General features: G+C 38.1%; 28 protein-coding genes and 1 pseudogene. 22 read left to right on the top strand and 7 right to left on the bottom strand.

The annotated features are described in order from the left end of the window. Positions 1-8 precede the first annotated feature (8 nt). The 4 genes from AC4G3O_RS03325 to AC4G3O_RS03310 are packed head-to-tail and all read left to right on the top strand — an operon-like array spanning position 9 to position 3,430. Positions 9-743 carry an SDR family NAD(P)-dependent oxidoreductase gene (locus AC4G3O_RS03325; protein ID WP_139891675.1) on the top strand — a complete coding sequence of 245 codons (735 nt, stop codon included), beginning with the start codon at positions 9-11 and terminating at the stop codon, positions 741-743. A 20-nt stretch (positions 744-763) separates the two neighbouring features. Next, positions 764-1,207 (top strand): GlcG/HbpS family heme-binding protein, encoded by a 444-nt coding sequence (locus AC4G3O_RS03320; RefSeq protein WP_139891677.1) that lies wholly within the window; start codon positions 764-766, stop codon positions 1,205-1,207. 4 nt (positions 1,208-1,211) lie between these two features. Beyond that, positions 1,212-2,588, top strand: a complete 1,377-nt coding sequence (locus tag AC4G3O_RS03315; protein WP_491135801.1) for an FAD-dependent oxidoreductase — start codon at positions 1,212-1,214, stop codon at positions 2,586-2,588. Next, a complete protein-coding gene (locus tag AC4G3O_RS03310; RefSeq protein ID WP_148629935.1) occupies positions 2,585-3,430 on the top strand; it encodes an aspartate/glutamate racemase family protein in 846 nt (281 codons plus the stop codon). Before AC4G3O_RS03315 ends, AC4G3O_RS03310 begins: the two co-directional genes overlap by 4 nt. Positions 3,431-3,509: 79 nt before the next feature. Here AC4G3O_RS03310 and AC4G3O_RS03305 read toward each other — a convergent pair whose 3' ends face one another. Beyond that, positions 3,510-3,848, bottom strand: a complete 339-nt coding sequence (locus tag AC4G3O_RS03305) for a heme oxygenase (protein ID WP_148629933.1) — start codon at positions 3,846-3,848, stop codon at positions 3,510-3,512. Between the two features lie 730 nt (positions 3,849-4,578). Between AC4G3O_RS03305 and AC4G3O_RS03300 the strand changes: the two genes are divergently transcribed. The 4 genes from AC4G3O_RS03300 (at position 4,579) to AC4G3O_RS03285 (ending at position 7,123) form a co-directional block, all read left to right on the top strand. Continuing rightward, entirely contained in the window at positions 4,579-5,838 is a 1,260-nt protein-coding gene (locus AC4G3O_RS03300; RefSeq protein WP_139891685.1) for a Y-family DNA polymerase, read from the top strand. Between the two features lie 28 nt (positions 5,839-5,866). Continuing rightward, a complete protein-coding gene (locus AC4G3O_RS03295) occupies positions 5,867-6,205 on the top strand; it encodes a YolD-like family protein (RefSeq protein WP_066107721.1) in 339 nt (112 codons plus the stop codon). A gap of 241 nt (positions 6,206-6,446) precedes the next feature. Continuing rightward, positions 6,447-6,659 carry a hypothetical protein gene (locus AC4G3O_RS03290; RefSeq protein ID WP_066107718.1) on the top strand — a complete coding sequence of 71 codons (213 nt, stop codon included), beginning with the start codon at positions 6,447-6,449 and terminating at the stop codon, positions 6,657-6,659. 143 nt (positions 6,660-6,802) lie between these two features. Further along, positions 6,803-7,123 (top strand): iron-sulfur cluster biosynthesis family protein, encoded by a 321-nt coding sequence (locus tag AC4G3O_RS03285; protein ID WP_066107713.1) that lies wholly within the window; start codon positions 6,803-6,805, stop codon positions 7,121-7,123. An 83-nt stretch (positions 7,124-7,206) separates the two neighbouring features. Here the strand turns inward: AC4G3O_RS03285 and AC4G3O_RS03280 are convergent, their stop codons facing one another. After that, entirely contained in the window at positions 7,207-8,856 is a 1,650-nt protein-coding gene (locus tag AC4G3O_RS03280; protein WP_490551296.1) for a DUF2339 domain-containing protein, read from the bottom strand. A gap of 289 nt (positions 8,857-9,145) precedes the next feature. On the opposite strand from AC4G3O_RS03280, the gene AC4G3O_RS03275 reads away from it, so the two are divergent. From AC4G3O_RS03275 to AC4G3O_RS03255, 5 genes and pseudogenes are all read left to right on the top strand, one after another. Next, a complete protein-coding gene (locus AC4G3O_RS03275) occupies positions 9,146-9,427 on the top strand; it encodes a YesK family protein (protein ID WP_491135800.1) in 282 nt (93 codons plus the stop codon). A gap of 232 nt (positions 9,428-9,659) precedes the next feature. Next, positions 9,660-10,183 (top strand): annotated as a pseudogene (locus tag AC4G3O_RS03270) (DUF2199 domain-containing protein). A gap of 243 nt (positions 10,184-10,426) precedes the next feature. Then, on the top strand, positions 10,427-11,230 hold the full coding sequence (locus tag AC4G3O_RS03265) for a hypothetical protein (protein ID WP_066107704.1): 804 nt from the start codon (positions 10,427-10,429) through the stop codon (positions 11,228-11,230). A 419-nt stretch (positions 11,231-11,649) separates the two neighbouring features. After that, positions 11,650-12,102, top strand: coding sequence for a WapI family immunity protein (locus tag AC4G3O_RS03260; protein WP_139891691.1), 453 nt, complete (start codon positions 11,650-11,652; stop codon positions 12,100-12,102). Between the two features lie 151 nt (positions 12,103-12,253). Beyond that, on the top strand, positions 12,254-12,532 hold the full coding sequence (locus tag AC4G3O_RS03255; RefSeq protein WP_066107697.1) for a DUF3784 domain-containing protein: 279 nt from the start codon (positions 12,254-12,256) through the stop codon (positions 12,530-12,532). A gap of 111 nt (positions 12,533-12,643) precedes the next feature. Here AC4G3O_RS03255 and AC4G3O_RS03250 read toward each other — a convergent pair whose 3' ends face one another. Together AC4G3O_RS03250 and AC4G3O_RS03245 are read right to left on the bottom strand one after the other, a co-directional pair. Continuing rightward, positions 12,644-13,567: an alpha/beta hydrolase gene (locus tag AC4G3O_RS03250; protein WP_308810535.1), complete on the bottom strand. Its 924-nt coding sequence runs from the start codon at positions 13,565-13,567 to the stop codon at positions 12,644-12,646. A gap of 131 nt (positions 13,568-13,698) precedes the next feature. Further along, the gene (locus AC4G3O_RS03245; protein WP_139891998.1) at positions 13,699-14,334 is read right to left on the bottom strand and encodes a class I SAM-dependent DNA methyltransferase; all 636 of its coding nucleotides are present in this window, start codon (positions 14,332-14,334) and stop codon (positions 13,699-13,701) included. Between the two features lie 181 nt (positions 14,335-14,515). Here AC4G3O_RS03245 and AC4G3O_RS03240 point away from each other — a divergent pair, with 181 nt between their 5' ends. The 3 genes from AC4G3O_RS03240 to AC4G3O_RS03230 all read left to right on the top strand — a co-directional run bounded on the left by AC4G3O_RS03240 (position 14,516) and on the right by AC4G3O_RS03230 (position 18,323). Next, the gene (locus tag AC4G3O_RS03240) at positions 14,516-14,758 is read left to right on the top strand and encodes a YqkE family protein (RefSeq protein WP_306821548.1); all 243 of its coding nucleotides are present in this window, start codon (positions 14,516-14,518) and stop codon (positions 14,756-14,758) included. 237 nt (positions 14,759-14,995) lie between these two features. After that, entirely contained in the window at positions 14,996-16,693 is a 1,698-nt protein-coding gene (locus AC4G3O_RS03235; RefSeq protein WP_066107687.1) for a methyl-accepting chemotaxis protein, read from the top strand. 130 nt (positions 16,694-16,823) lie between these two features. Further along, complete coding sequence (locus AC4G3O_RS03230) at positions 16,824-18,323, top strand: aminotransferase class V-fold PLP-dependent enzyme (protein ID WP_140461619.1); 1,500 nt, start codon at positions 16,824-16,826, stop codon at positions 18,321-18,323. A gap of 54 nt (positions 18,324-18,377) precedes the next feature. On the opposite strand, the gene AC4G3O_RS03225 is transcribed toward AC4G3O_RS03230, so the two are convergent. Together AC4G3O_RS03225 and mciZ are read right to left on the bottom strand one after the other, a co-directional pair. Next, entirely contained in the window at positions 18,378-19,298 is a 921-nt protein-coding gene (locus tag AC4G3O_RS03225) for an aldo/keto reductase (RefSeq protein ID WP_491135799.1), read from the bottom strand. A gap of 64 nt (positions 19,299-19,362) precedes the next feature. Further along, positions 19,363-19,497 (bottom strand): Z-ring formation inhibitor MciZ, encoded by a 135-nt coding sequence (gene mciZ / locus AC4G3O_RS03220; RefSeq protein ID WP_077248152.1) that lies wholly within the window; start codon positions 19,495-19,497, stop codon positions 19,363-19,365. 80 nt (positions 19,498-19,577) lie between these two features. Between mciZ and AC4G3O_RS03215 the strand changes: the two genes are divergently transcribed. Together AC4G3O_RS03215 and AC4G3O_RS03210 are read left to right on the top strand one after the other, a co-directional pair. Next, positions 19,578-20,129 (top strand): NUDIX domain-containing protein, encoded by a 552-nt coding sequence (locus AC4G3O_RS03215; RefSeq protein ID WP_139891700.1) that lies wholly within the window; start codon positions 19,578-19,580, stop codon positions 20,127-20,129. Next, positions 20,130-21,305, top strand: coding sequence for an endonuclease Q family protein (locus AC4G3O_RS03210; RefSeq protein WP_066107675.1), 1,176 nt, complete (start codon positions 20,130-20,132; stop codon positions 21,303-21,305). A gap of 46 nt (positions 21,306-21,351) precedes the next feature. On the opposite strand, the gene AC4G3O_RS03205 is transcribed toward AC4G3O_RS03210, so the two are convergent. Next, positions 21,352-21,921, bottom strand: a complete 570-nt coding sequence (locus AC4G3O_RS03205) for a GNAT family N-acetyltransferase (RefSeq protein WP_066107671.1) — start codon at positions 21,919-21,921, stop codon at positions 21,352-21,354. Between the two features lie 137 nt (positions 21,922-22,058). Between AC4G3O_RS03205 and spoIIM the strand changes: the two genes are divergently transcribed. The 4 genes from spoIIM (at position 22,059) to xerD (ending at position 24,605) form a co-directional block, all read left to right on the top strand. Then, positions 22,059-22,700: a stage II sporulation protein M gene (gene spoIIM / locus AC4G3O_RS03200; protein ID WP_066107668.1), complete on the top strand. Its 642-nt coding sequence runs from the start codon at positions 22,059-22,061 to the stop codon at positions 22,698-22,700. Between the two features lie 179 nt (positions 22,701-22,879). After that, positions 22,880-23,365, top strand: a complete 486-nt coding sequence (gene fur / locus AC4G3O_RS03195) for a ferric iron uptake transcriptional regulator (RefSeq protein WP_066107665.1) — start codon at positions 22,880-22,882, stop codon at positions 23,363-23,365. Positions 23,366-23,477: 112 nt separating this feature from the next. Continuing rightward, positions 23,478-23,708, top strand: coding sequence for a YqzK family protein (locus AC4G3O_RS03190; RefSeq protein ID WP_066107661.1), 231 nt, complete (start codon positions 23,478-23,480; stop codon positions 23,706-23,708). A gap of 6 nt (positions 23,709-23,714) precedes the next feature. Continuing rightward, a complete protein-coding gene (xerD, locus tag AC4G3O_RS03185; RefSeq protein WP_066107858.1) occupies positions 23,715-24,605 on the top strand; it encodes a site-specific tyrosine recombinase XerD in 891 nt (296 codons plus the stop codon). Positions 24,606-24,704 lie beyond the last annotated feature (99 nt).

Raw genomic sequence — 24,704 nt, 5'->3', positions numbered from 1 at the left:
ATGATTGGGTGGAATTAAAGGGAAAAGTGGCTCTTGTCACAGGTGCAAGCCGTGGAATTGGTAAAGAAACCGTCGCTTTATTGGCTTCTCGTGGCGCGGATATCGCCATCTGTGCACTGGATCAGGAAGAGTGTGAAAAAGTTGCTGATTTTATTCGTACAACCTATTCAGTAAAAGCGATAGCTGTATCTTGTGATGTAGCCAATCAAGAGGAAGTAAAAAAAGCCGTATATGAGGTTAACAAGCAATTGGGACCGATTGATATATTAATTAACAATGCAGGTGCCATGCTGCTAAAGCCATTTACAGAAACGACAACCGCAGAATGGATGAACATGTTTGATGTTAATGTACACGGACCATATTATTTCTGCCGTGAGGTTGTGGACTCGATGAAAAATCGCCAGGAAGGGATTATTATAAATATTTCTTCCATTTGGGGAACAAAAGGCGGTCCCAATCGCAGTGCATATATTTCCTCTAAGCATGCAGTTATTGGTTTTTCAAAGGCATTGGGAGAAGAATTGAAACCTTTTGGCATACGCGTTAATGCAGTTTGCCCCGGTCCGGTAGACTCACAAATGACGGATGCATTGGGGACTAACATTGATAAAACAGGCTGGCTGCAGCCGATTGATATTGCTCATGTTATAGCTGATTTAGCACTGCCAAAAAGCAAAGCTATTACCGCTACTTCGGTTGAGGCTTTTGGTGCCGGAACGCCTGTCGGTATAGCAAAATAAATAATAAAGGGGATAGGATCATGAAAGAATTTACTTATGCTTACACGCAACAAACGATTACATTGGAACTAGCCAAAGCTATGCTTGAAAAAGCAGAGGAAAAGGGAAGAGAACTGGGAATGAAATTTGCGATTTCTATTGTTGATAAAGCAGGTAATTTAAAAGCATTTTCAGCAATGGATGGAGCACCTGTATTGGCATTGGAGATTTCTCAAAACAAGGCATTTTCAGCTGCAGCATACAATCGTGCAACCCATGAGTGGTATGATCGCTTAAAAGATGATCCACCTTTAATGACAGGTTTAGTACATACCAATCGCCTGGTCGTTTTTGGCGGCGGTTATCCAATTCACGTTAATGGTGAGTGTGTAGGCGGAATAGGCGTCAGCGGCGGTCACTATACGCATGATATGCAGCTTTGTGAGGCAGGATTAAGTGTAGTCGAGGCAGTAAAGGAAGTGTAGCTTTTTGAATCAGTTTGATTTGATTATTGTTGGTGCTGGCATGGCAGGTCTTTGTGCAGCTGTTGAGGCATCAGAGCGAGGTGCCAATGTTGTCATTTTCGAAAAGCAGGCAGACATCGGTGGCAGTTCATTGCTTAGCGGTTGTTTTATGGCGTTTGCTGAAACAGAACTTCAAAGTAAGCTTGGCATAAGTGATACTACCGAGAGTTTGATGAATGATTTGTATGTTGTCGGTCAATTTAAAAATGATAAAAATCTGGTTCAGGCATATGGGAAACATCAGCTTTCCACTTATAACTGGTTAGTTTCACATGGAGTAATATTTCAAAATTGTCAGGCCGTAAGTGGCCATTCAAGCCCTCGGGGGCATAGGATCATTCCTGATCAGGCCATTCAAACACTGAAAAACCATGCTTTGAATAATGGTGTTTCACTGCATGTTAATAGTCCTGTCGTACGTTTGCTAACTGAGCAACAAAAAGTAGTGGGTGTACTTTATCAACAAAATGGCGAGCAAAAGGAATGCTATACATCTAAAGGGGTCGCTTTAACCGCAGGTGGATTCTCACAAAGTGAAGATTTATTAGGAGCCTTTGCACCACAGCTTGAACACACAATCAGGTTAGGTGGAGAAGGGAACCATGGAGATGGCATTAAATTAGCAGCTTCCGTAGGTGCCTGGTTAGAGGATTTTCCATACTTAAAAGGAACATACGGCTTTCATCCGAGTTCTACTAATCAAAAGAAACGGCAGGCTCATGCCTTTTATAAAGGCGGCATCATTGTGAATGAACAGGGGAAACGATTTGTTAATGAGTCGATTTCCTACAAATTATTGGGTGATGCTGCATTGCAGCAGCCTAATCAACATACATTTCAAGTTTGGGATCAAACGGTTATGGATCAGGGTGTCGAACATGATGCGCTATATGATTTTCAATTATTGTTTAATGAAGGCTTAATTATCCAGGCTGAGACACTTGAGGAATTGGCCGAAAAAACAGGTCTCCCAAGTCAATCTCTTCACCAAACGATTGACTCATATAATAGGCATCTTATTACCAGTGATGACCCATTCGGTCGTAACACATTGACCCATACATTTGGTAAGCCACCCCCGATTCAAACCGGTCCTTTTTACGCAATGGAAACAGTGACTGCTATGCTCGCTACATATGCAGGAGTTCGTGTAAACGAGGATGCAGAAGTTTTAAATCCGTTCGGCGACCCAATTAAAGGATTATATGCAGCCGGAGAAATGGTGGGTGGCTTCCATGGAGCGGGTTATATGACAGGGAGCTCGCTCGGAAAGGCAGCTATTTTTGGACGTATTGCTGCTGAACAAGCCCTTCGAATAAAGGAAGAGGAGGTAGCGCAATGAAAATTTGGCATCAAAGCTTAACTTCCATTGAAGACATACCTGAATATCGTGATGCGGTCATACAGCATGTATCCAAAATTGCTCGACCAGATGTTGATGTCGTCTTACATGGAATGACAAAGGAGACTTATCCTGCTCAATACCCGGGGCACTATATTACCTACAACTATCTGCAAAGCCTGCATAAAGAGCAATTTATTCGAAACACATTGATTGCTGAAAGGGCAGGGTATGATGCTGTTTTTATAGCTACCATACCGGATGTCGGCTTGATTGAGGCTCGTTCATTAGTGGACATCCCGGTTATTGGCTACGGCCAGGCATCCATGCATATTGCCTCAATGCTTGGAACAAGAATAGGCATCGTGAATTTTTTAGCTCCACTGGCAGATCAGTTACGTTTTAATGCGAAGCAATATGGTCTTGAACAAAAATTGGGCCCGATTATTCAGGCGGATATTGGATTTTATGATATTTTGGAAGGATTTAAAAATCCTGAGCCGATTTTGGAGAAATTTAAAGCTGCCGCAAAAACAGCTATTGCCGAAGGGGCAGATGTCATTATTCCTGGAGAAGGTCCGATGAATATATTTTTAGCAACCCACGGTATTCATCATATTGAAGATGTCCCGATTATCGATTCATTCGGCTCGGCCATTAAAATGTGTGAATCACTTGTCGATTTGCAGAAAATTAGTGGTATGACGACTACGCGAAAAGGGTATTATCATGCAAAACCACCCGAAGAGATTGTTGAAAAACTGCGTGACTATTATCAGTTGCAAGCTATAACCAAGGAAATGGATTTTGGATTATCCGTGCGTGAGTTTGCTGCTAATTAATACAATTGAGCATGATTATATTGATAGAATATAGCATAAAAGGTCTTTCCTAAGTTTTTGGAAAGACCTTTTGCGTACATTATTTTGTTGGAGCTGCTTCTTTTACAGACGCTACTCTAAATGTAGTTTGTTGGCTTCCTAACATAGGAGAGTCCTGTTTAGCTTCATCCGGTTTGCCTTCCGGACGTTTGTGCGCTTTTTTGAAGGAGTCGCTGTTTTTCCAGGCAAGGAAGCTTTCTTCATCCTCCCAGTACATATTGACGCTCATCTCATCATATTCTGTCAGGCCCTCTGTAAGTAAAACCTCTACTTTAACAAATCCTTTAAATTTATCTAATTCGTTACCGGAAGTGAAACGGCCTGCCATTTTTTCTGCGAAACCTGGTTTGGTTTTAATTTTGTTTTGAACAACAATCATGTGATCATTCTCCTTTTATTTTTATTTTTCTGGAAAATATATCAGATTACTTCTTTGAAAATCACTCTTACACTGCTATTATATATCTTTTTCGAAGATTTTGAATTCATTATGCTTTAGGATTTGCTAATCATGGCTCTATCATATTTTTTCTATATGATTGAAAAGCATTGCATGATGAAATAACCAACATAGTTCGTTCATCCTTCTATATAACCCTTCAAATAGATTAGTAATCAATTTTTCTATTATTTTTTGCAAAAAGATCTTAAATTAAGAGTTTTCGAGACTTACGAGTCAAAATTTGAGTGACTAAATGACTGTATAAGCTAGATTAGTCTAGTAATCCAGCCGATTTTCGCAGGAATTGAGCGGAAATTGATATTAATTGAGCGGAATTCCATATAATCGAGCGGAAATGGAGTGGAATTGAGCGATTTTCGTAATAATTGAACGAAACTCAACATAATTGCTCTAATTTACTTATTTATGGGCGAATTGAAAAGGGAAAAGTGAAAATACTAGTAGATGAATGCATTTGGACGACTATTTTAAAACGTTTTCGTTAAATTACTTGATGAATATGTCCGTTGTCTTAAAGTATTTGCACGCTTCCATGCTCTTATACATAAATTGTAAATAATTTTCCATTGAATACGAACGTATATTCGCTTATCATTAAGAATATAATAAAGACGAACATACATTCTATTTAAAAGAAGGTTTTAACATGATTGATTACAGTACTTTACCGCATCATTATGTTATGTGCGTGGATATGAAAAGTTTTTTTGCCAGCTGTTCAGCGGTGATGATGGGACTGGATCCGCTTGAATGTTATTTGGCTGTGGTGAGTGACACGGAACGGAGCGGCAGTGTGGTGCTGGCTTCATCTCCCAAAATGAAGAAAGAGTTTGGCATTAAGACAGGCTCGAGATTGTTTGAGATTCCGGATGATCCGCGCATTATAAAGGTTAATCCTAATATGGCTACGTATTTGCGTATCTCTACTGAAATCAGCCGTTTATTCAATCGATATGTACCTAAAAGCGCAATTCATACGTACAGTGTGGATGAAAGCTTCTTAAAGGTGGATGGGACCACTCGTCTATGGGGAGATATCGTAGAAATTGCTGAAAAAATCCAGGATGAAATTGATCGGGAATTCCAGCTTCCATGCGCGATTGGAATCGGTCCGAATATGCTGCTTGCTAAGCTGTGTCTTGATTTGGAGGCCAAGAAAAAAGGAATCTCCCAATGGACCTATGAGGATGTACCAGAAAAATTATGGCCCTTATCCCCCTTGAGCGAAATGTGGGGAATCGGAAAGCCGATGGAAAAGAAGCTGAATGGAATGGGGATTTTTTCAATCGGTCAATTGGCGCGTTATGATCTGGCGACGCTTGAAAAGAAGTTTGGCATTATGGGCAATCAATTGTATCACCATGCCTGGGGTGTTGATTTATCGGATATCGGTGCTCCGATTATGGAAGGGCAAATCAGCTTTGGAAAAGGCCAGGTTTTACTGCGTGATTATAAAAAGCCTGAGGAAATCAAGCATGTTATTCTGGAAATGAGTGAGGAAGTAGCAAGAAGAACACGTGCAAGCGGGATGGCGGGCAGAACCGTCAGCTTGGGGATTTATTATAGCCAGGATGAATTTGGAGGTGGATTTCATCGCTCTATGACAAGAGAAACACCGACCAATATTACGATGGATATTTATGAAATGTGTTTAACCTTGTTTGAACGGTTTTATACAGGCAAAACAGTTAGGAAAATTTCTATTACACTTTCGAATGTTATCCCCGATCGAGAGATGCAAATCAGTCTATTTGACCAGGATAGCTGGCGCAAACGCGAACTTGGCTTTGTGATGGATCGAATGCGTAAAAAATTTGGATCGAATGCGATTTTACGTGCCGTGTCGTATACAGAGGCAGGAACGGCCAAGCATCGAAGTACGTTGGTTGGAGGACATAGAGCATAACAGACAAGTGAAATGGAGGCTGCAGGGAATGATTCGAGATCGCGGAAAAATAAAATGGACATCAATGATGCTGCCTGAACACGTAACAATGCTTAGAGCATGGGCACATGAGGACAGCTATGAAACAAGGAATGAGCTTGATGAACAGCAAGTGGAAGCGATGAATACGATAATTATGGAGGCTTTGGAATATGGGAAGCCTGTGATGATCCGCTATTACCGTACAGCCAGTCGCCGGTACGGTACGGTGGAAGGACATATTCATTATTGCAATGAACAGGCTCAAAAGCTTCATATCGTTGATGAGGACGGAGATGTTTGTTTTGTATTTTATCAGGAAATTATGGACGTACAATTGAAAAATTGATGGCCTGCAATTTGCTATAAGCTTATGCATATGTTGGTTATGGCTCTTCTTTTTTGTTCTAAATAAACTTTACTACCCAATTTTGAGGACATGAAAACGCAAATATTAGACAAAATTCCACAAAAAGTTTACTATGTATATAGACCTAGAAGTAAGAAATATACAGATAATGAATTTTTAACATCGATTTCAGTTCTGATAACTTTGCCATGGGATATCAAAACAAAAGGGGTAAAGAAAAATGGAAAAAGAAAAATATAGCACGATTTATCAAGCACCTTATGGATTAGTTATAGGAGAGTTAAAAAAAGAAATGACTAAAGAAGATGCTGTAGCATTAGGGCAAAAATATTGCTCAGAGAATGGTTTCAGTTATAAAGGTACGTATACTGGCGATGAAGCAGTGGCGGCTTTACAAAGTTTGATACAAAAACATACGAGAGCAGTTCATTAAGCTGAACGTTCATTTTTAAGACATAGAGGCAGTGTTCATTGAATGCTGCTTTTTTTATTTCAGATTTAATTATTAACAGGTTTGCGGGTTAAGTGAAATCGGGAACCTATGAGATAAATAGAGAGAAAGCATGGTGGACAACAGTGGAAATTACATGGACAGACGCAGCATTAGAAAAGGTAAAAGACAAGCTGACAGATCAAGAAGGCGTATTTTGTTTGAAGTATGAAACAGAAGGCTGTGGCTGCGTAGTAAGCGGTGTAACCAATTTATATTTTGTTAAAGAAACTACTTCTCAAGAAGTAAAATGGGAAACCAATGCCTATCCTGTATGGTTAAATAAATATCATGAAATCTTTTTAGATGAAAAGCTTATTATTGATTATTCCAGCAGTACAAATAGCTATCAGCTGAAAAGCCCTAATCAGTATTTAAATCCAATGATGAATGTCATCTTTCAATAGGCTCTATAAGGAGAAAATTCAAAAGGTTCAGTCAGAAATTTTGACTGAACCTTTTTTTAAACGAAAGCAAAGGGAAATCCCACTTATTTTTTTGTATAAAACACCTTAGAAATAAGCAGCCCAATTACGCCAAGTATGATGAATAATATTGCTTTCCAAACTACATCTATACCTGATAGGTCGTAGAAAGTAACTTTTAATAGCGTAATAAACAGGAATATTAAGCCGATGTTTTTCCAAACTTTTTCTTTAAAGTAACTAAATAACCCGTATGTTACTCCAACGATAATGATCCAAGATAATGACAAACCGATATTCTTAATCATTAAAGAAGAATCATCTGTGAAATAGTATGCCATTTTGCTTATAAATATGATCAGTAATACTTCTATTATATAGGGTAAAGTAGATTTCATTATATTTCTGTCGATGATTTTTGTTATTGTTTCTTTTATATAGAGAACAAAGAAGAAGCTGATTATGATCATCCATACAACAAAAGTTTCTAGTGATAGCATGTATCCCGGCTTGTCGAATAATTGTACCAATACGGATAAGAGCAGTATTATGCTAGCTATTGTCCCTAATATACTCTTCCTTATTTGAGCAAAATAGTAAACTAGTACGGCTTGCATGGTAAAGAGGATTAATTTTGATGATGGATCAATCACTATATCGTTTAGCAGTATAAATATGTAGAACATCGAAATAACAAAGAAAATGTTTTTTAGTTCAGTGTGACTTTTATTTTTCACGTAACTAAGCAAAGAGTATACGATGGCCATTATTGAATAGAACGTGTATTGGTAGCTTGGTGTTTGATCAAACACATCAACTCCGATTAAGAGCATGAATAATGAACCGATCGTGATAGCTGGAATATACATATTTTTAACAAATATGTTGTTTGTTTTAAATGTTAAATAAATAATAAAGAAATGCTGAATAGCGATTGTGAGGAACGTTAAGGTTGAAATTTCCCCACTGCCTACTAATCCAAAAAATAATACAGTGAACATAAATGCATAGTTTGCCACATTCCAAGTGATTTTATATTGCCCTCTAAGAGATTCTAGTATTAATCCTATAAATACAGCAGTTTCGTATATATAAAATACATATTCATTCCCTTTGTCTCCTGCAAATAGGAAAGGGTAAAAATAAGCACCTACTCCTATAATGGTAAGCAAGGATTGAGATTTGTATTTTCTCGATAGATAAACTCCTATATATATTCCGAGCGCTAATAAACATACAGTCACATAGAATGGGATAATGTGGTACAAAACATTACCGGAGAAGACAGATATAAGATAAACAATTATACTTCCGCCTAACAATACTATTCCTAACGTATTCTTTGCCTTTTTATATTGCTTTTCTCCAATGATATATAAGAATCCAGCTAATAAGAAACCAACTATTACACGAACCACGGGATTTATCCATCCGTTTTCAGATGCTGCCATAAAAGCCCAAATAACTCCTAAAATAAAAACGAATATAAATATTCTAGGTAACCAAGTTGAGATCATAGATTCAAAGCTGATTAATTCTTTTTCTGGTTTTATTTCAGGTTTTTTGATATTTCTTTTTATCTCAACTTTTTCACTTTTGTTTTCCACATTAAGATTAACTTCATTATGTATGGTTCTTAACTCTTTTTTTAACTCCACTAACTCTTCTTCCATATATCTTATTCGTTTGGATAAATCATAAATTTTATCGTCCAACCATTCCGCCTCTTCTCTGTTTAATCATTTACACACCTCTAAACTCAGAATTTTCAGTATCTCATTTCCCTTATTATACCAGTATTTTTTCTGTAAACATATGCTAAAAGGAGGTGGGTATTAATAATTCAATCTTTATGTTATTTACGTTTCGAATCCTAATATGTTTATTTAAATTTTCCCTCTTTCACTAAATAGGTCTAAGAGTATGGAAAAAACAACTTTAAATATTCAGATTATTGTGTTAGTATTAATCATCTTTAAAATGGAATTTTATAGGAGGTTTGTTATGTTAGTCTTTGTCCCGGTTGGTTTAGGTGTAATTATTGGCATTATCTTTATTGTTATAACTTATTTTCTTAAGAAATATCAAAGCGCTTATACAAAATTGCCCCCTTTTTTATCCTTACTAACTTCTGTTGTGATTTTCATCATCAGCTTTCAAGTAAGGGGTTTTGAAGGTGCTGCATATGGAATACTTGCAATTACTCTTTTATTTTTCACACCGTTTATCTTTGCTATGTCTTCTATAGGCAAAAAAAAAGGATGCATTCTTGTAAACAATGATTAACAGTTTTATCAATAAATTGTTAGACGTTGAGAATAAATGTATTTAAACAAACAGGGCGTTGATTTAAGAAGAATTAATGCCTTTTTGTGTTGAATTTCTAATGGAAGTAGGGGCAGGTGAGCTCTAAAGGGACTATGATAAAATTACAATAATAAATGTATATAAAAACCAATTAAGGTTTTAATCCGGGGAGATAAAGTTAATCGAAAACGATTTTATGGGGGATATTTAAATGAGTAAATATAATGAAGGTTATTTATGTGGCTGCTGTGGAAAGTTCCACGATGAGCTCCCTATGAGCTATAGTAGCCCTGTTCCTGACTATTGCTACGATATACCGTTAGAAGAACAAGAAGAACGGATTGAAATGAATGAAGATTTGTGCATAGTGAACGATGAACATTTCTTTATACGTGGATGTATAGAAATTCCTGTGAAAGACGGAGATGGACCGTTTATTTGGGATGTCGGGTTTCATTGAGTGAAACAAATTTTAATAAAACAATTGAATATTGGGCTGTGGAAGGAAGAGAAGATAAACTAGAACCGATGTTTGGTTGGTTATCAACTGATATTTCTTGTTACCCCAATACAGTAAATTTAAAAATAAATGTACACACTCGACCACTTGGAATCCCCCCTTACATAGAGATGGAACCAACTAACCATCCCTTAGCTATTGAACAAAGAAAAGGTGTAACAATGGAACGTATAAAGAAGGTTGCTGAAGAATTATGTAATGAAGAGGAACAATAATACCTCATTCTAATTCAGCTGACGGAGGCATTGATTCAAGAAGGTCAATGCCTTTTTATAATGGGCTTATAATTGGATTGGTAAAGATCAACGAAGTATCAAACAAATAGGGCGTAATAAAAGAACTCATAAGATAGGATATCAAAGGAGATTCTAAATAATAGAATTGCTTTTTTCGACATGGACAAATTTTCAGAGCTAGTATTTACCAAAATGGTAATTATATTTAAGGAGATGTGATAAATGCTTGGTATTTTACTTTTGATTTTGGGCTTGGCGGCGTATCTATATTTTAAGCGTCAAAAAGAAAGCCCAGTAAATCGAAATCAACAAACGACGCGTGAGGCTGAACCAATAAAACAAGAAACTATACAGACCGTTATGCCGCCAAAAAATGAGACTGCACAAGACGCTGAAATCTTAAAACAAGAGCAAGCGCCCGTTGTATCTATTGAACCTGTTGAACAATCAAGCCCGGTTGAAAAGCTGGAAAAAGAAACCGTTACCGTTACATTTTCAGATGGAACAACTAAGGAATATAACCTTAACTTAACACTTAATGACAGCCATATTTGCTTGTTATCTGACGGCGGGAAAACGTATCATACACACGTTAATTGTTTTAAGAACTGGCCTGCCGAATATCAAGAAAATTTTAAAGGATGGAAAGCAATAGCAACAGATGAAGCAGAAAAAATGGGCTACAGAAAATGCAAATATTGTAATGAAGCTGATAGAACAGAATGGGACTATTACAAGGACACTAAACCCCTTAAAACTTTCACTGTCACTCATAGGGATGAATTTGCTATTACAGAGATTTATAACGTAGGTAATGAAGTAAATACGGGCTATGATTTTGAAAAGGACAAAGACACGTTAGAAATAGACTATGAAGAAATTTGTTATATGCCAAAAAGCGCAAGAGATTTCTTTGATGAGAATTACGGCGATTATAAAATGTTTGTATTAGATGTGTATGAAAATGACAATGGAAAAGTGAAGCTTAAGATTGGAATATTTGAGGAATTAGGGAAAAATAATTGATGATAAAGTATAAAACCGCCTAATGGATAGGCGGTTTTATTATATGTAAGGCGAGGGTATCCTTAACGGGTTCTGTTGTGTAATACAAAAATGAACCTATTTCTAAGGTAAAGAAGTATAGTTATTAATTTTAGATATACATCGAGCTTCTAAAGTGTTAGATAAGAACAGCCCATATCTCTTATGGTTAAGTAAAGTCGATATTTTGATTTTTACATATGTTTAATTAACTAAGGGATATGATATAGAACTTTGTAGAATATGAAAAATCAGAAGAAGTTTTTAATTTCTATACCAATAGATTAGATGAAAAGGGACGATAGATAGTGGAGAGTTGCATTAAAACGAACTGGAGCATAGATCCAGGGAGGATTAATGTTCTTTTCTGTTGAACTCTTAAGGAAGAAATGGAATTCGCAATGGTTATTATTGAACATGAGCTTTCTGGGAAACGAGTTGAAACTATGAATGGTTTTACTGTTAAAGGCAATCAAGGCTTTATCCGAATTGAATCACAAAATATAAGTGGTTTTCCTGAAGATACAAGTCATTTTGGTGGTTATGATGCTGTGGGCATCGTTGAAATTAAGAGCGGAAACTATTATGTCTTAGGTGAATTGTGGTTTACGACTGGGGATATATATAAGTTTTATAAGCAATTAGATAAGTGCTATCGTGAACTTAAAGGAATGGCTACTTTTTGGAATTACGAAACTTCTCTTAAATTAGAGGTTGTATTCAATCAAATGGGGCAAGTTGTTTTACAAGGTTACTTTAAGGAAAAAGCACATATGGAAAATGAATTACACTTTGAAATGGAATGTGACCAAACTTTTTTATCCTCAACATTAGAGGACTTGAGATCATGTTGACCATTACGGAAATACAAATGGAATAAAAAAGTAAGTTCTTATCTTACTTAGGGCATTGTTCTAATATCAGGAGCTGTGTAGGGGCAGGTTAGCGAAAGAAATAATATTATAAGATATATAATACAAATGCTGTATAAAAGGAGGAGAAATGGTGGAGCTTTTTGTTGGTCTTATCACTGCAGGGTTTCATTTTTTGCTTGCTTATATCATTTGGGGAAAGGGGAAAGTGCATATTTTAGCAGGATATGTGGAAGGTCAAGTTAAAGATAAAAAGAAACTTTCAAAGTATGCGGGCATATTATTTATTGGCCTTGGCATTATATCTGTTTTTTTCCCTTTGGTTCCGGACAGTTTTTTCTATTATGTATTTGCATTATATATTTTATGGCTTTTGATTGGTATTGTTGTTATCAATGTCAAAATAAAATAGAACATATCCTTGGTCAACCTTATAATACGAATGGGGTTTAGTTGAATAACGAGTTAAATGAACAATAGCAAAAATAATCCTTACGAAAACAGCCATTAAAAAAGTGCCACCCTAGAAGAAAGGGGGCACATGTGCTTTAAGAAAAGAATCGATTACTTTTTCATAAGCTTCAGGATTCGTATTATAGGATTGGGCATGTTGGCCTTTTTCGGCTAGGTACAGCTGTTTCGGTCCTTTTTTGTGTTCATATAATTCCTCGCTCATGGTTGAGGGAATATACGCATCCTCTAAACTATGGATAAAAAGAACAGGGCTTTTTATATTCTCTACTGCCTTTAAAGGAGAAACCTCTCTAAATGAATAGCCATCTCTCCGTTTAAGCCACCAATCCCCGAAGGGAAGAACCATCCATTTTGGAAGACGAAAGTCTTTTTTTAGGCGGTAAGCTATTTGCTCGGAGAATTCGGAGAATGGACAATCCGCTATGTAAAAATCAGCTCCATCCTCAACGGTGCCGGCATATAGTAACAGGGTGACCGCACCCATTGATTCACCGTGGATACCAAGCAAAATATCATGACCCTTTTGAGCCTTTAATTCATCAACAATAGCGGCAAGATCATCTTTTTCATAATATCCGTAGCTGCTTGTTTTTCCTTCCGAATCACCATGGCGGCGATGATCATAAATGACGGTGTTAAATCCTTTTTTTGCAAATAAATTGACATAGCGAATCGAATTCCATTTATTTTCAGTGATTCCGTGCGCAATGATCATCCATTTTTTTGATTCCTTATGTGGTTCTGCAAATATAGCATGAATCCGGTATCCATGTTTGGATTGAATCCATTTCTCCTCCTGAGGCAGTTTTTGAAAGGAAGCAGTGTCAAAACGGCCTGCCTCGATTTCACGTTTCCGAACGACCTCAACATCTTTTCGTTTCATATACATCAGCATGTTAGAGAAGAATACGCCAATTCCGATTATGTATGCAATCATGACACCGAAGATAAAATACCATCTTTTCTTTTTCAAATGAAACCCTCCGAAAAACACATTATCATCCTTTAGTTTACCATTCTGCAGAGAAAACAAACATTGAAATAATAGGCAGATTCACAAACGAAAAACCCTATATTGCTATAGGGATAGATGCTAGTGTTTAATTATTGTTTAGTGGCATGCATGAGCCAGACAAATGTATTTAGCTGCTCAAATGTTACATGAAATTGATGCTTTTCCAGGATTGATTTCAAGTAAGGGATCGTCGTGTAATATTCAGTTCGTAAATCCTCTGCTAATCGATCGAAATTGTTGCGCTCAGCGTTATCAATGACCGCCTGCTGATCCTCTTTCGTTAAAAACATCGTATCCGCAAAAACGATTTTTCCGCCTGGTGTTAGAAGATTGGAGTATAGAGCAAAAGCTTTCTCTTTTTCCTCATCGGTTAAATGGTGAAAGGCATAGGTGCTTACAAATGTGTCGACTCCATTTTCAACCGGAAAGTGAAAGAAATCACCGTCTACAATTGATAAGGATCCGAGCTTTTTCTTTGCCTTTTTTCTCATTTCTGTGGAAGGCTCAATTCCGAGAACTTGGTTTCCTTTTTCCAGTAGCCGTGCAGTCAAATTCCCTGTTCCGACTCCGAATTCGATTACAGAGCCTTCCGCATGGGATGCAACTGTTTCTAGGATTTGTTCATAATGTAAAAAAACATCGGTATATTGGTCATCAGAACCGGATACCGTTTCATCATAATTAGCAGCCCATTCATCAAATAGCTGGTCAAATTCTCTGCCCATCATACCCCTCCTTTAGTTCCTAATAAATCATATCATATTTATATGAATAATATGGTATAAAGTTACAATTTTTGCCTTAAATAGGAAAAAGGAAATAGAGGCTATTAAAAAGTATTAAAACCATACCTGACTTAATTTGACTGACCCATTATAATAGAAAGAAAAAAGGAGCTAATATCCGATGATGAAACATAAACCATCCAAGAAAAACGATGATGGCTCAATTAGCTTGGGAGATCTGCTAAATCAAGATATTTTGAGCCAATTGCAGAATAAAAAAGGTGAATTAAAGGAAGAAGAGCAACGTCGAATACAGCAAATGGAAAAACAAAAGCGTGAGGAACGAAAACGCCGCGAGAAAAATAAAAGCTTTGAAGAGCTATTAAATGAGAGCAATCTGAACTGGAAGCAGTTTAAGGGATAAAGGAAGGGACCACCCTAAATGTAATGCACTCTTAAAAGGAAGTTGAACACTACCTTTTCGAGGCACTGCAAAGCAGGGTGGTCTTTTTATTTGTATAAGTAAATAGTTCTAACCACTATTTACCATTATTTCTGCAAAAAATTATAGGTTTCTCCACAAAATGGTTACATATTACGCAGAACTGGCCGATATAGATAACGGGAAGATATATCGGGAATTTTTGGAGGAATTTTAGAGATGAATATCAGGCGAAAAATTGTTATCACTTTTATCAGCGTTACTGTTTTAAGTTTAATAGTAGCTGCTGTTCTCGCTTACAATCTGTATTCGAATGAAAAGCGCATTCAGGAAATAAATAAGAGTTCCTTAGAGATTGTACTACTAACAGATCAAATGAAAGTCAATGTTATTCAGGTGCAGCAGGTATTCAAAGGAATCAGTGCTACGAAAGGCTCGGACACGATTGATACTTATTCGTTGGCTGATACGTATGCAGAAGAATTTAAGAATCATGCCGAGGATTTAAAAAAACTGGGTGTATCATCCGGAAAATTGGATTCATTAGCAGATTCCTTTACCGAGTTTTATCAATCCGGGCAGCTAATGGCTGAGAGTTTCACAGAAAAGGGGATAGAAGCTGGTAATGAGCCTAAGGTGATCTTTACTCAATTTGAACAAACTATGGAACAGCAGCTTGGTGACTTACAGAAACAGGCTGTTGATGGAATTCATAAGGATATAAATCAATTGACAGAGCAGACGAGAAAGGCCTTAACGACTGCGTTAACGGTTTTTGTTATGAACCTAGCGATCGGCTACACCATGGTTTATAGAGTGACACGTCCGGTTACGCGGGGAATAGAGAAGTTATCTAAACAAGTCATGTTGATTGCCAAGGGAAATTTAACAGAACCAATTGTTGCAGAAACAAAGGATGAAATCGGCACACTTGCGAGTGGAATGGAACAAATGCGTACAGAGCTTGTGTACTTAATAGGTGCCATCAAGGAATCATCTGATAAAATCCATGCCAATACCGTTAAGATGGCAGAGGGTACTCAGCAAACCGGTGTGGCTGCTGATCAAATTGCCACCACTGTTTCGTATATCGCATCTGGAATTGATACTCAATCACATAAAGCTAACCATATCTTTGAGACAATGGTGAATATTACAAAACAGGTTGAAACAGGGACTTATTTTACAAAAGAAACATTGGGCAATGCAGAGGAATCATCACTTATAGCAAGGGATGGACAAGTGATGATTCTCGAAGGACTGCAGGTATTAGTAGCACTTGGTGACGATATTGCTCATGCCAACGAACAAGTGAAGCATTTAGGCGAACGAGCAAATGAAATTGAAAATATAATTCGGTTTATTACAGATATTTCGGCCCAAACGAACCTATTGGCTCTGAATGCAGCTATTGAAGCCGCAAGAGCGGGGGAGCAAGGGAGAGGCTTTGCAGTAGTGGCAGATGAAGTACGTAAGCTGGCCGAACAGACAAATAAAGCTACTGAAGAGATCAAGGATTTAATTAATAAAATTCAAAAAGACACATTTAACACGATGAACGTTATGGAAAATAATTTAAATCAGTTCCGTACTCAGGTTGAAACAGTGATGGAAGGCAGCAGTACACTGACAATCATAAATGAAAAGGTTGGGTATACAAAGAATCATTTAGAGAAATTAACTGAGTCCTTTCAAATGATTAATGAAGATGTTAAAAGAGTTGAGGGCATGATTGAAGAGACATCCACAACCATTCAGGAATCAGCGGCTTCTGCTGAAGAAGTTTCTGCATCCGCAGAGGAACAGAATGCGATGGTAAAAGAGACAGCAGAATATGCTAATGGACTTGCTCAAATTACAAATGAACTTATTGCTCTGACAGGGAAATTTAAAACTGAGAAATCAATGGAAGAATAATGGAAGGCCCTCATCACTGAAAAGTGATAGGGCTTTTTTGTAAGAAAGTACTATTTTCTCCACGGCAATAACCAATAGGCTTTTTATTCATATACTGTTACTGACTTATGCAGATAGAAGGTGAACAGGATTGCTGAGGGCAAGAATTGGAAATCATCAGCGAGAATGGTTTGGAGAGCTGGAGCAATATTTCCATGATTTTCGCAAATACATTATAGGAAATGACAAAACGTTTTCAACCCCATACGGAGAAAAGCCGATTATATATGCGGACTGGACAGCAAGCGGAAGATTATATAAACCGATAGAGGATAAAATCACGAAGGAATTTGGACCGTTTATGGCAAATACCCATACGGAATCAAACCAAACCGGCTCATTCATGACGAATGCGTATCATCATGCAAAGAAAATCATAAAAGAGCATGTAAACGCTGGTCCGGATGATGCGATTCTCCTTGATGGCTTTGGAATGACGTCGGTCATTAACAAATTTCAACGTATACTTGGCTTGCGCATACCAGAAAAATGGGAATCGAGGCTTGAACTAAAGCCTGAGGAAAGACCGGTTGTATTTATTACCCATCGGGAACATCATTCCAACCATACCTCCTGGCTTGAGACGATTTCCGATGTAGTTATCGTGGAACCTGATCAAAAAGGGAATGTCAGTCCGGAGCAATTAGAACGGCAGTTACAATCCTATTCAAACAGACCGTTGAAAATCGGTGCTTTTACCGCATGCTCCAATGTAACCGGACTCATTACTCCATATCACGAACTGGCAAGCGTGATGCATAAGCACGGTGGTATCTGTGTGATAGACTTTGCTGCATGCGCTCCATATGTAAATATCAATATGCATCCCGAGAATCCTGCAGAACAGCTGGATGCGATTTGTTTTTCTCCGCATAAATTCCTGGGCGGACCCGGTACGAGTGGTGTTTTAATTTTTAATAAAAATTTGTATCACAACCACATACCTGATCATCCTGGCGGCGGCACTGTCAATTGGACGGATCCGTGGGGAAACAAAAGCTATTATGAGGATATTGAAACGAGGGAGGACGGTGGAACACCAGGAATCCTGCAATGCATTCGAACAGCATTATGTATAAGGCTAAAGGAGGAAATGGGGGTAGACAATATGTTGGCAAGAGAGAAAGAATTGCTTTCCATCCTTCTTCCGGGATTGTTATCCATACCTGAAATTAAGGTTCTCGAACCAGAGAAAGAAGAACGATTGGGTATTATTTCATTTATGATTCCGGGGGTACACTATAATCTGATTGTTAAACTATTAAATGACCGGTTTGGAATTCAGGTACGGGGCGGATGTTCCTGTGCGGGAACGTATGGGCATTATTTATTGGGAATCTCCAAGGAGAGTTCCCAACAAATCATGGAATTGGTTGATCAGGGCAATTTAGAGGTTAAACCTGGATGGATTCGATTTTCCATTCATCCAACCATGACGAATGCGGAAGCCTACCAATTTATTTCAGCCATGAAATGGATTGTTGACCATTTCGAAGAGTGCCAGCAGGATTATGTGTATGATTCAAAAACGAATGATTATTTTTATTGTGATTACCAACGGGAAGATTTCGACTGGTTATTCTATGTATAGGATAAAAATAAGAAAAGGAATCAGGCTATTTAGATGAAATAGCCTGACTCCCGTTTAATCGCGATGTGTCTCATATTTATTTGCTTTAGTTAAGGAGCGCAATAGTTCCAGCTCTTTGGCTGCTAACGGTTTGCTGTTTATAGCCTTTATATTTTCAAGTAATTGTTTTTCGCTGCTTGCCCCAGGGATCACAGCAGCTACCGCTTTAGAAGAGAGGATATATTGTAAAGCCAGTTCATTCATGGAACGGCTCGCTATTTTTTCTTGAATGGATGGAAGCAGAGACTCTAGCTCCTCATATGTATAGTCCAAATATCCATTTTCGCGGATAGAATCGGAAGCTTTATTTAACATTTCCTCTGTTAAAAGGCCTTTTGCTACAGGACCTCTGGCAATGATGCTGATTTGATGCTCCTCCAGTAATGGCATCCATTCCTCCGGTCTTCGATCGAGAAGACTGTATTGCATCATGACCGATATGATACTTGAGTGGTTTGCAAATTCCTTGATGACATTGGGACGGATGGAGGAAATGCCGTACTCACGTATATAGCCTTCTTTCTTTAATTCTTCAAAGGCGGAAATGGTTTCATCCAAGGGATCGTCTATTGTACCGCCATGAAGCTGGTATAAATCGATATAATCGGTCTGTAAACGCTTTAGGCTATCCTTTACGGCCTGCTTAATATAGGTTCGCGAAGGGTCCCAGGACCATGAAGTTTTCTCGTCATTCCATCTGTTACCTGCCTTTGTAGCTAATATCAGGTTCTGTCGATATGGTTTTAACACCCTTCCGACCATTTCCTCATTAAGGCCAAAATCATACAAATCGGCTGTATCAAAATAGTTGATTCCGTGTTCGATAGCTGTCTCCAGTATTAGTCGGGCTTGTTTTTCGTCTTTGCCGAGAGACATGCATCCTAGTCCCATCTCCGTAACATATAAGTCAGATTCTCCAATTTGTCTCTTTTTCACAGGAAATCTCCTTTCGCTATTACAGTGTGTCTTTTCTTTATTGTAATGGAAGGAGTTAAATCCGTCATTTTATTTGCCGAGCGGCCTGCAGCCAGTCCGTAACATACACATATTGATTGCTATATTGCTTTAATTTCTCTTTTACTTCCCAAGCTTTTCCGCTCAAAATGATTTGATTGTCACTGATCCATATTTTCATAACGCACCCCTTTGGACATGCTATATGGTAAAATGTATGAACAGAGGAATGCTTTTTAGAACAAAAGGAGAGATTTAACGATGTACAAATATGAAGAGAAAACGATCAAATCAGAACCTATTTTTAAAGGAAGAATTTTAGATGTACGTGTGGATGAAGTGCTTCTTCCGAATGGAAAGACGTCGACCAGAGAATTAATTAAACATCCTGGAGCGGTCGCAGTGATTGCCGTTACAGATGAAAATAAGCTCGTGCTTGTTGAGCAATACCGTAAGCCGATGGAAAAAGCGTTAGTTGAAATTCCTGCCGGTAAATTGGATGCCGGTGAAGATCCAAGAGATTGTGTGGTTCGCGAGATGGAAGAGGAAACCGGATATGCCTGCGAGTCCATTGAACATATTATTTCCCTCTACACATCGCCTGGATTTGCAGATGAGATTGTACATATTTACCTGGCTAAGGGTCTTTCTAAAAAGGAAGATGCAAGAGGCCTTGATGAGGATGAATTCGTGGACTTGATGGAAGTCACATTAGAAGAGGCTTTGGAACTGATTAAAGAAGAGAGAATTCAGGATGCCAAAACAGCCTATGCGGTTCAATATTTACAGCTCCAAGAGGCACTGTCTAAATAAATGAAGACATATTACGCGGATTTTCATATTCATGTGGGGAGAACGAAATCTGGGAAGCCTGTCAAAATTACAGGAGCGCGGACCCTAACGATTTCAACTATTCTTGAATATGCTGCGACAAGAAAAGGACTCGATATGGTTGGGGTCATCGACTGCCATGTTCCTGAGGTGATAGAAGAACTTGAGGGGCTCATGGCAAAAGGAGAGATGAAAGAACTCGAGGGCGGCGGTCTTCAACATAAAGACGGTACCGTTTTGATTCCTGGGAGTGAGATTGAAATCAATGATGCAAACTGCAAAGGGCCCATTCATGTGCTGGCTTATTTTCCTACTCTTGAAAAAATGAAGCTGTTTTCGGAATGGTTTGCAACGAGAGTTAAAAATAATACTCTCAGCTCTCAGCGTATTTATGAGAGTGCTACCGTATTGCAGAAAAAAGTAAAGGATTTGAGCGGGTTATTTATCCCTGCACATATTTTCACTCCCCATAAAAGTTTGTACGGCAGAGGGGTCTTAAAGAGCCTAAACGAGGTTCTGAATCCAGACTGGATTGACGCTGTTGAGCTGGGGCTCAGTGCTGATACGACAATGGCATCCAAGTTAAGCGAGCTGAACCGCTATCCCTTTTTAACAAATAGTGATGCACATTCGTTGCCAAAGCTGGCTCGTGAATATCAAAAACTGTTGCTGCAGGAGCCTAACTTTACCGAATGGCATAAAGCACTTCAACAAGAAGAAGGACGTGCCATTTTAGCTAATTACGGACTGAATCCGTATTTAGGTAAATACCATGAAACAGTTTGCGAGAATTGCGGCGAAACTCTAGCTGTGTATTCAGAGCGCTGTCCTTATTGCGGCTCTAATCAGGTGACACGTGGAGTAGCTGAACGTATCAATGATCTTGCAGATGCAGAGCTGGGAGATGTTCTGCAAGAGAGACCGCCTTATATTCATCATATCCCGCTTGAGTTTATTCCAGGGCTAGGACCGAGAACATTGGATAAATTAGTAGCTGGTTTTGGTTCAGAAATGGCTGTCATCCATGAAGCCAGCCTGGAGGAGCTAAAGGGGCTAGTTCCTGAAAAAATAGCCATGCTCATCTATCAGGCACGGGGTGGTACATTGTCTCTGCAAAAAGGCGGAGGCGGTATTTACGGGAAGATTATTACGGATTAATGGAGAAAAAGGGCAGTGAATAGCATTCACTGCCCTTTTTTCTATTTTACAAATCACTTCTGATTTTAGAGAAAATGCATGTATCACGAAGGGAGGTACCTGTAGAATCATAGCTGTCGTGTCTTAATGTCCCTTCAAGAGTGTAACCCAGTTTTTCAGGAATCCGTCTGGAGTTTATGTTTTTTGAATCACAGCGAATTTCCACCCGGTTAGCTAGTAATTTATCGAATGTGAAGTTCGTCAATAATTCAACAGCCTCTGTCATATATCCTTTTTTAGTGTAACGAGAATCCATCCAATATCCGATCTCGAACTTTCTTGTTTCCCAATTCATTCTATGTAGTCCGGTGGAACCAAGGAAAATATTATCTTCTTTTCTCATCACATATAGACGTATATCTTCTCTTAAAATAAACTCTGCCTGTGCTCTTCGTAAATTGTCCTCTGTCTCCTCTAATGTCTGATCTCGATTAGCCCAGGGCATCCAGGGTTTTAAATCTTCTTTTGAAGCCAATATGGCATCATGGACCATAGGCCCGTCTCCCGGCTTGCAAGAACGCAAATAAATTCGGCTTCCATCAAGTTTTTCTGGTATGTCCATCAGGATCGGATTCATGCCAATCTCCTCCTTTTATGTAAATTAAAGAGATTATATCATACTATTTAGACTAGTAAGAATTTATTTTTTACTAGAATACAATCTCTAGTAAATACATAGAATCTAGTAATGGAACCGGAGAGGAGAATTCCCCTGTGAAAAAATCGTATTATAAAAGAGCTTTGCTTTTTCATATTAAAGATCATTTATCTATTTTCATTTTTATTATGGTCCTATTCCTGATGGGAATCATTTTTGGGGCAATTATTGTCAACAGCTTATCTTTAACTCAGAAAGAGGACCTGTTTTATTATTTGTCTCAGTTCTTCGGAGAATTAAAGCAAGGGAAAGTCAGTGCAAGCAGTGAAATTTTCATCTATAGCTTTCAGGAGAATGCGAAGTTTATTATCTTAATGTGGATTCTTGGAATCTCGATTATCGGGTTACCAATGATTTTAATCCTTCTTTTTATAAAAGGAATCGTGATCGGCTTTACTGTCGGTTTTTTGGTTAGCCAAACAGGGTGGCAGGGCTTTATGCTTGCGTGTGTATCCATTTTACCTCAGAATATCATCCTTGTACCCGTAACCATTATCATGGCATCATGCGCCGTCATTATCTCCATTAAAATGATTAAACGCCAATTTTTAAAATCAAGCCGCGAAAAATTAAGGCCTTATTTTTTCCAGTATTCTCTGTTGCTTGGAATGGCCTTAGTGTCTTTTGTTGTTGCAGCCTTGATTGAATCCTTTTTATCACCGGGGCTAATGAAAGCTGTAATTGATAATATGAGTTAATAATAATTATTAGATAATAATCATTATTATAAGTTGTTTATAATTATTATATTTTACATGGACGTTTTTTTTGCTATACTATAAATGGTGATAGAAGGCCGGACTCATAATCCCTTTTTGCCTTCTTCTATAATATGATGATGAAATCCGGACAGATTCAGCGGCGAGGAGGAAAAGGGTTGGAATCTAGATTAGATCGAATAAAAAAGCAATTACATTCTTCAAGTTACAAGCTGACGCCGCAGCGAGAGGCCACGGTTAGAGTGTTGCTCGAGAATGAAGAAGACCATTTAAGTGCAGAGGATGTATATTTGCTCGTTAAAGAAAAAGCACCGGAAATCGGTTTGGCAACTGTATATAGAACGCTTGAATTGCTTACTGAGCTTAAAATAGTAGATAAAATTAATTTTGGTGATGGGGTATCCCGTTATGATTTGCGACAAGAGGGAGCAGCGCATTTTCATCACCATTTAGTCTGTATAGAATGTGGAGCAGTAGATGAAATTCTTGAAGATTTATTAGATGATGTAGAACCGATTGTTGAACAGAAATTCAGATTCAAAATTAAGGATCATCGCCTGACATTTCATGGGGTTTGCCATCGTTGCCAAGATAAAAAAGAAGAGCCGGAGACTGCAGGGTCCGGGAATAACCATGCAAGATAAGCCTTTCCGTTGTGGAAAGGTTTTATCTTTTACTCATAAAACGTGGATGATATGTATAAAACATGTCCAAACAGGCATAAATTGATAAAAAGGCCTGGAGGACTAGAGAATTATGAGAAATTTGATTAAATTATTTTGGCAAACAAGCAAGGTATTCATCATGTTTGTTGGCTTTACGATATTATTTTATTTTGCTATTGTTTGGTTTAATGAGGAATATGAAAATTATCATCGCTATGACGAGCCTAAGGGAACGGCTGTAAAGGTTTTTCAATCCATCAATGATGAAGAGGAGCCTGGATGGAGAGAAAGACTCTTTCTATTTTATTTAGATGGGGAGTAAATGAAAATGAAAGATCCATTGCAGGATTTTATCCATTATTTAACAATCGAAAAAGGGTTGGCTAAAAACACCCTCCTATCGTATAAACGAGATTTGGATTCCTATTATAAGTTTTTGAAAAATCAACAAATTGACAACTGGAAGGACGTTTCCCGTGTTCATATTGTCCAGTTCCTGGGTAAATTAAGGGATGATGGAAAATCGTCCAAAACGCTGGCACGCCATACAGCTTCCATTCGATCCTTCCATCAATTTTTATTAAGGGAACGTATTTCGGAAACAGATCCGTCTGTCTTGATTGAAAGCCCTCATACTGAGAAATCATTGCCAAAGGTTTTAAGCCAGGAGGAAACGGAGGCATTGCTGAATGCACCTAACCCAGCTGACGCTTTCGGTATACGGGATAAGGCTATTTTAGAGCTGCTCTATGCAACTGGTATGCGGGTTAGTGAATTAATAGAGTTAAATATTGATAATGTACATATAGAAATGGGATTTGTTCGCTGTATAGGGAAGGGAAATAAAGAGCGAATTATCCCGGTGGGGCAAATGGCCCTTGATTCGATTACCACCTACTTAACATCAGGTAGACCTAGATTGGTTAGCCAAAAGAATAAATCGGATGCTTTATTTTTGAATCATCACGGCGGACGTCTCAGCCGCCAAGGGTTATGGAAAATTATCAAGAAGCTTGCTGAGCAGGCGAATATTCAAAAGTCATTGACACCTCACACCCTTCGCCACTCATTTGCCACTCATTTACTAATGAATGGTGCGGATTTGCGGGCTGTTCAGGAGATGCTCGGACATGCTGATATCTCGACAACACAAATATATACACATGTCACGAATGTCCGTTTAAAGGATGTATACAGTAAGTTCCATCCCCGAGCTTAAAAGGGGATTCTCTAAGTTTAGGATAGTTACGGCGGCCTCCGGTAAGGGATGCCGTCTTTATTTTTGAACACGTTTCTAAAAAGAAATAAGCAGTAGGTC

The sequence above is a fragment of the Bacillus sp. z14 (2026) genome (genome assembly GCF_058313575.1).
Note: the sequence above shows the minus strand (reverse complement) of the source record. Positions and strands in the feature narration are given on the sequence as shown.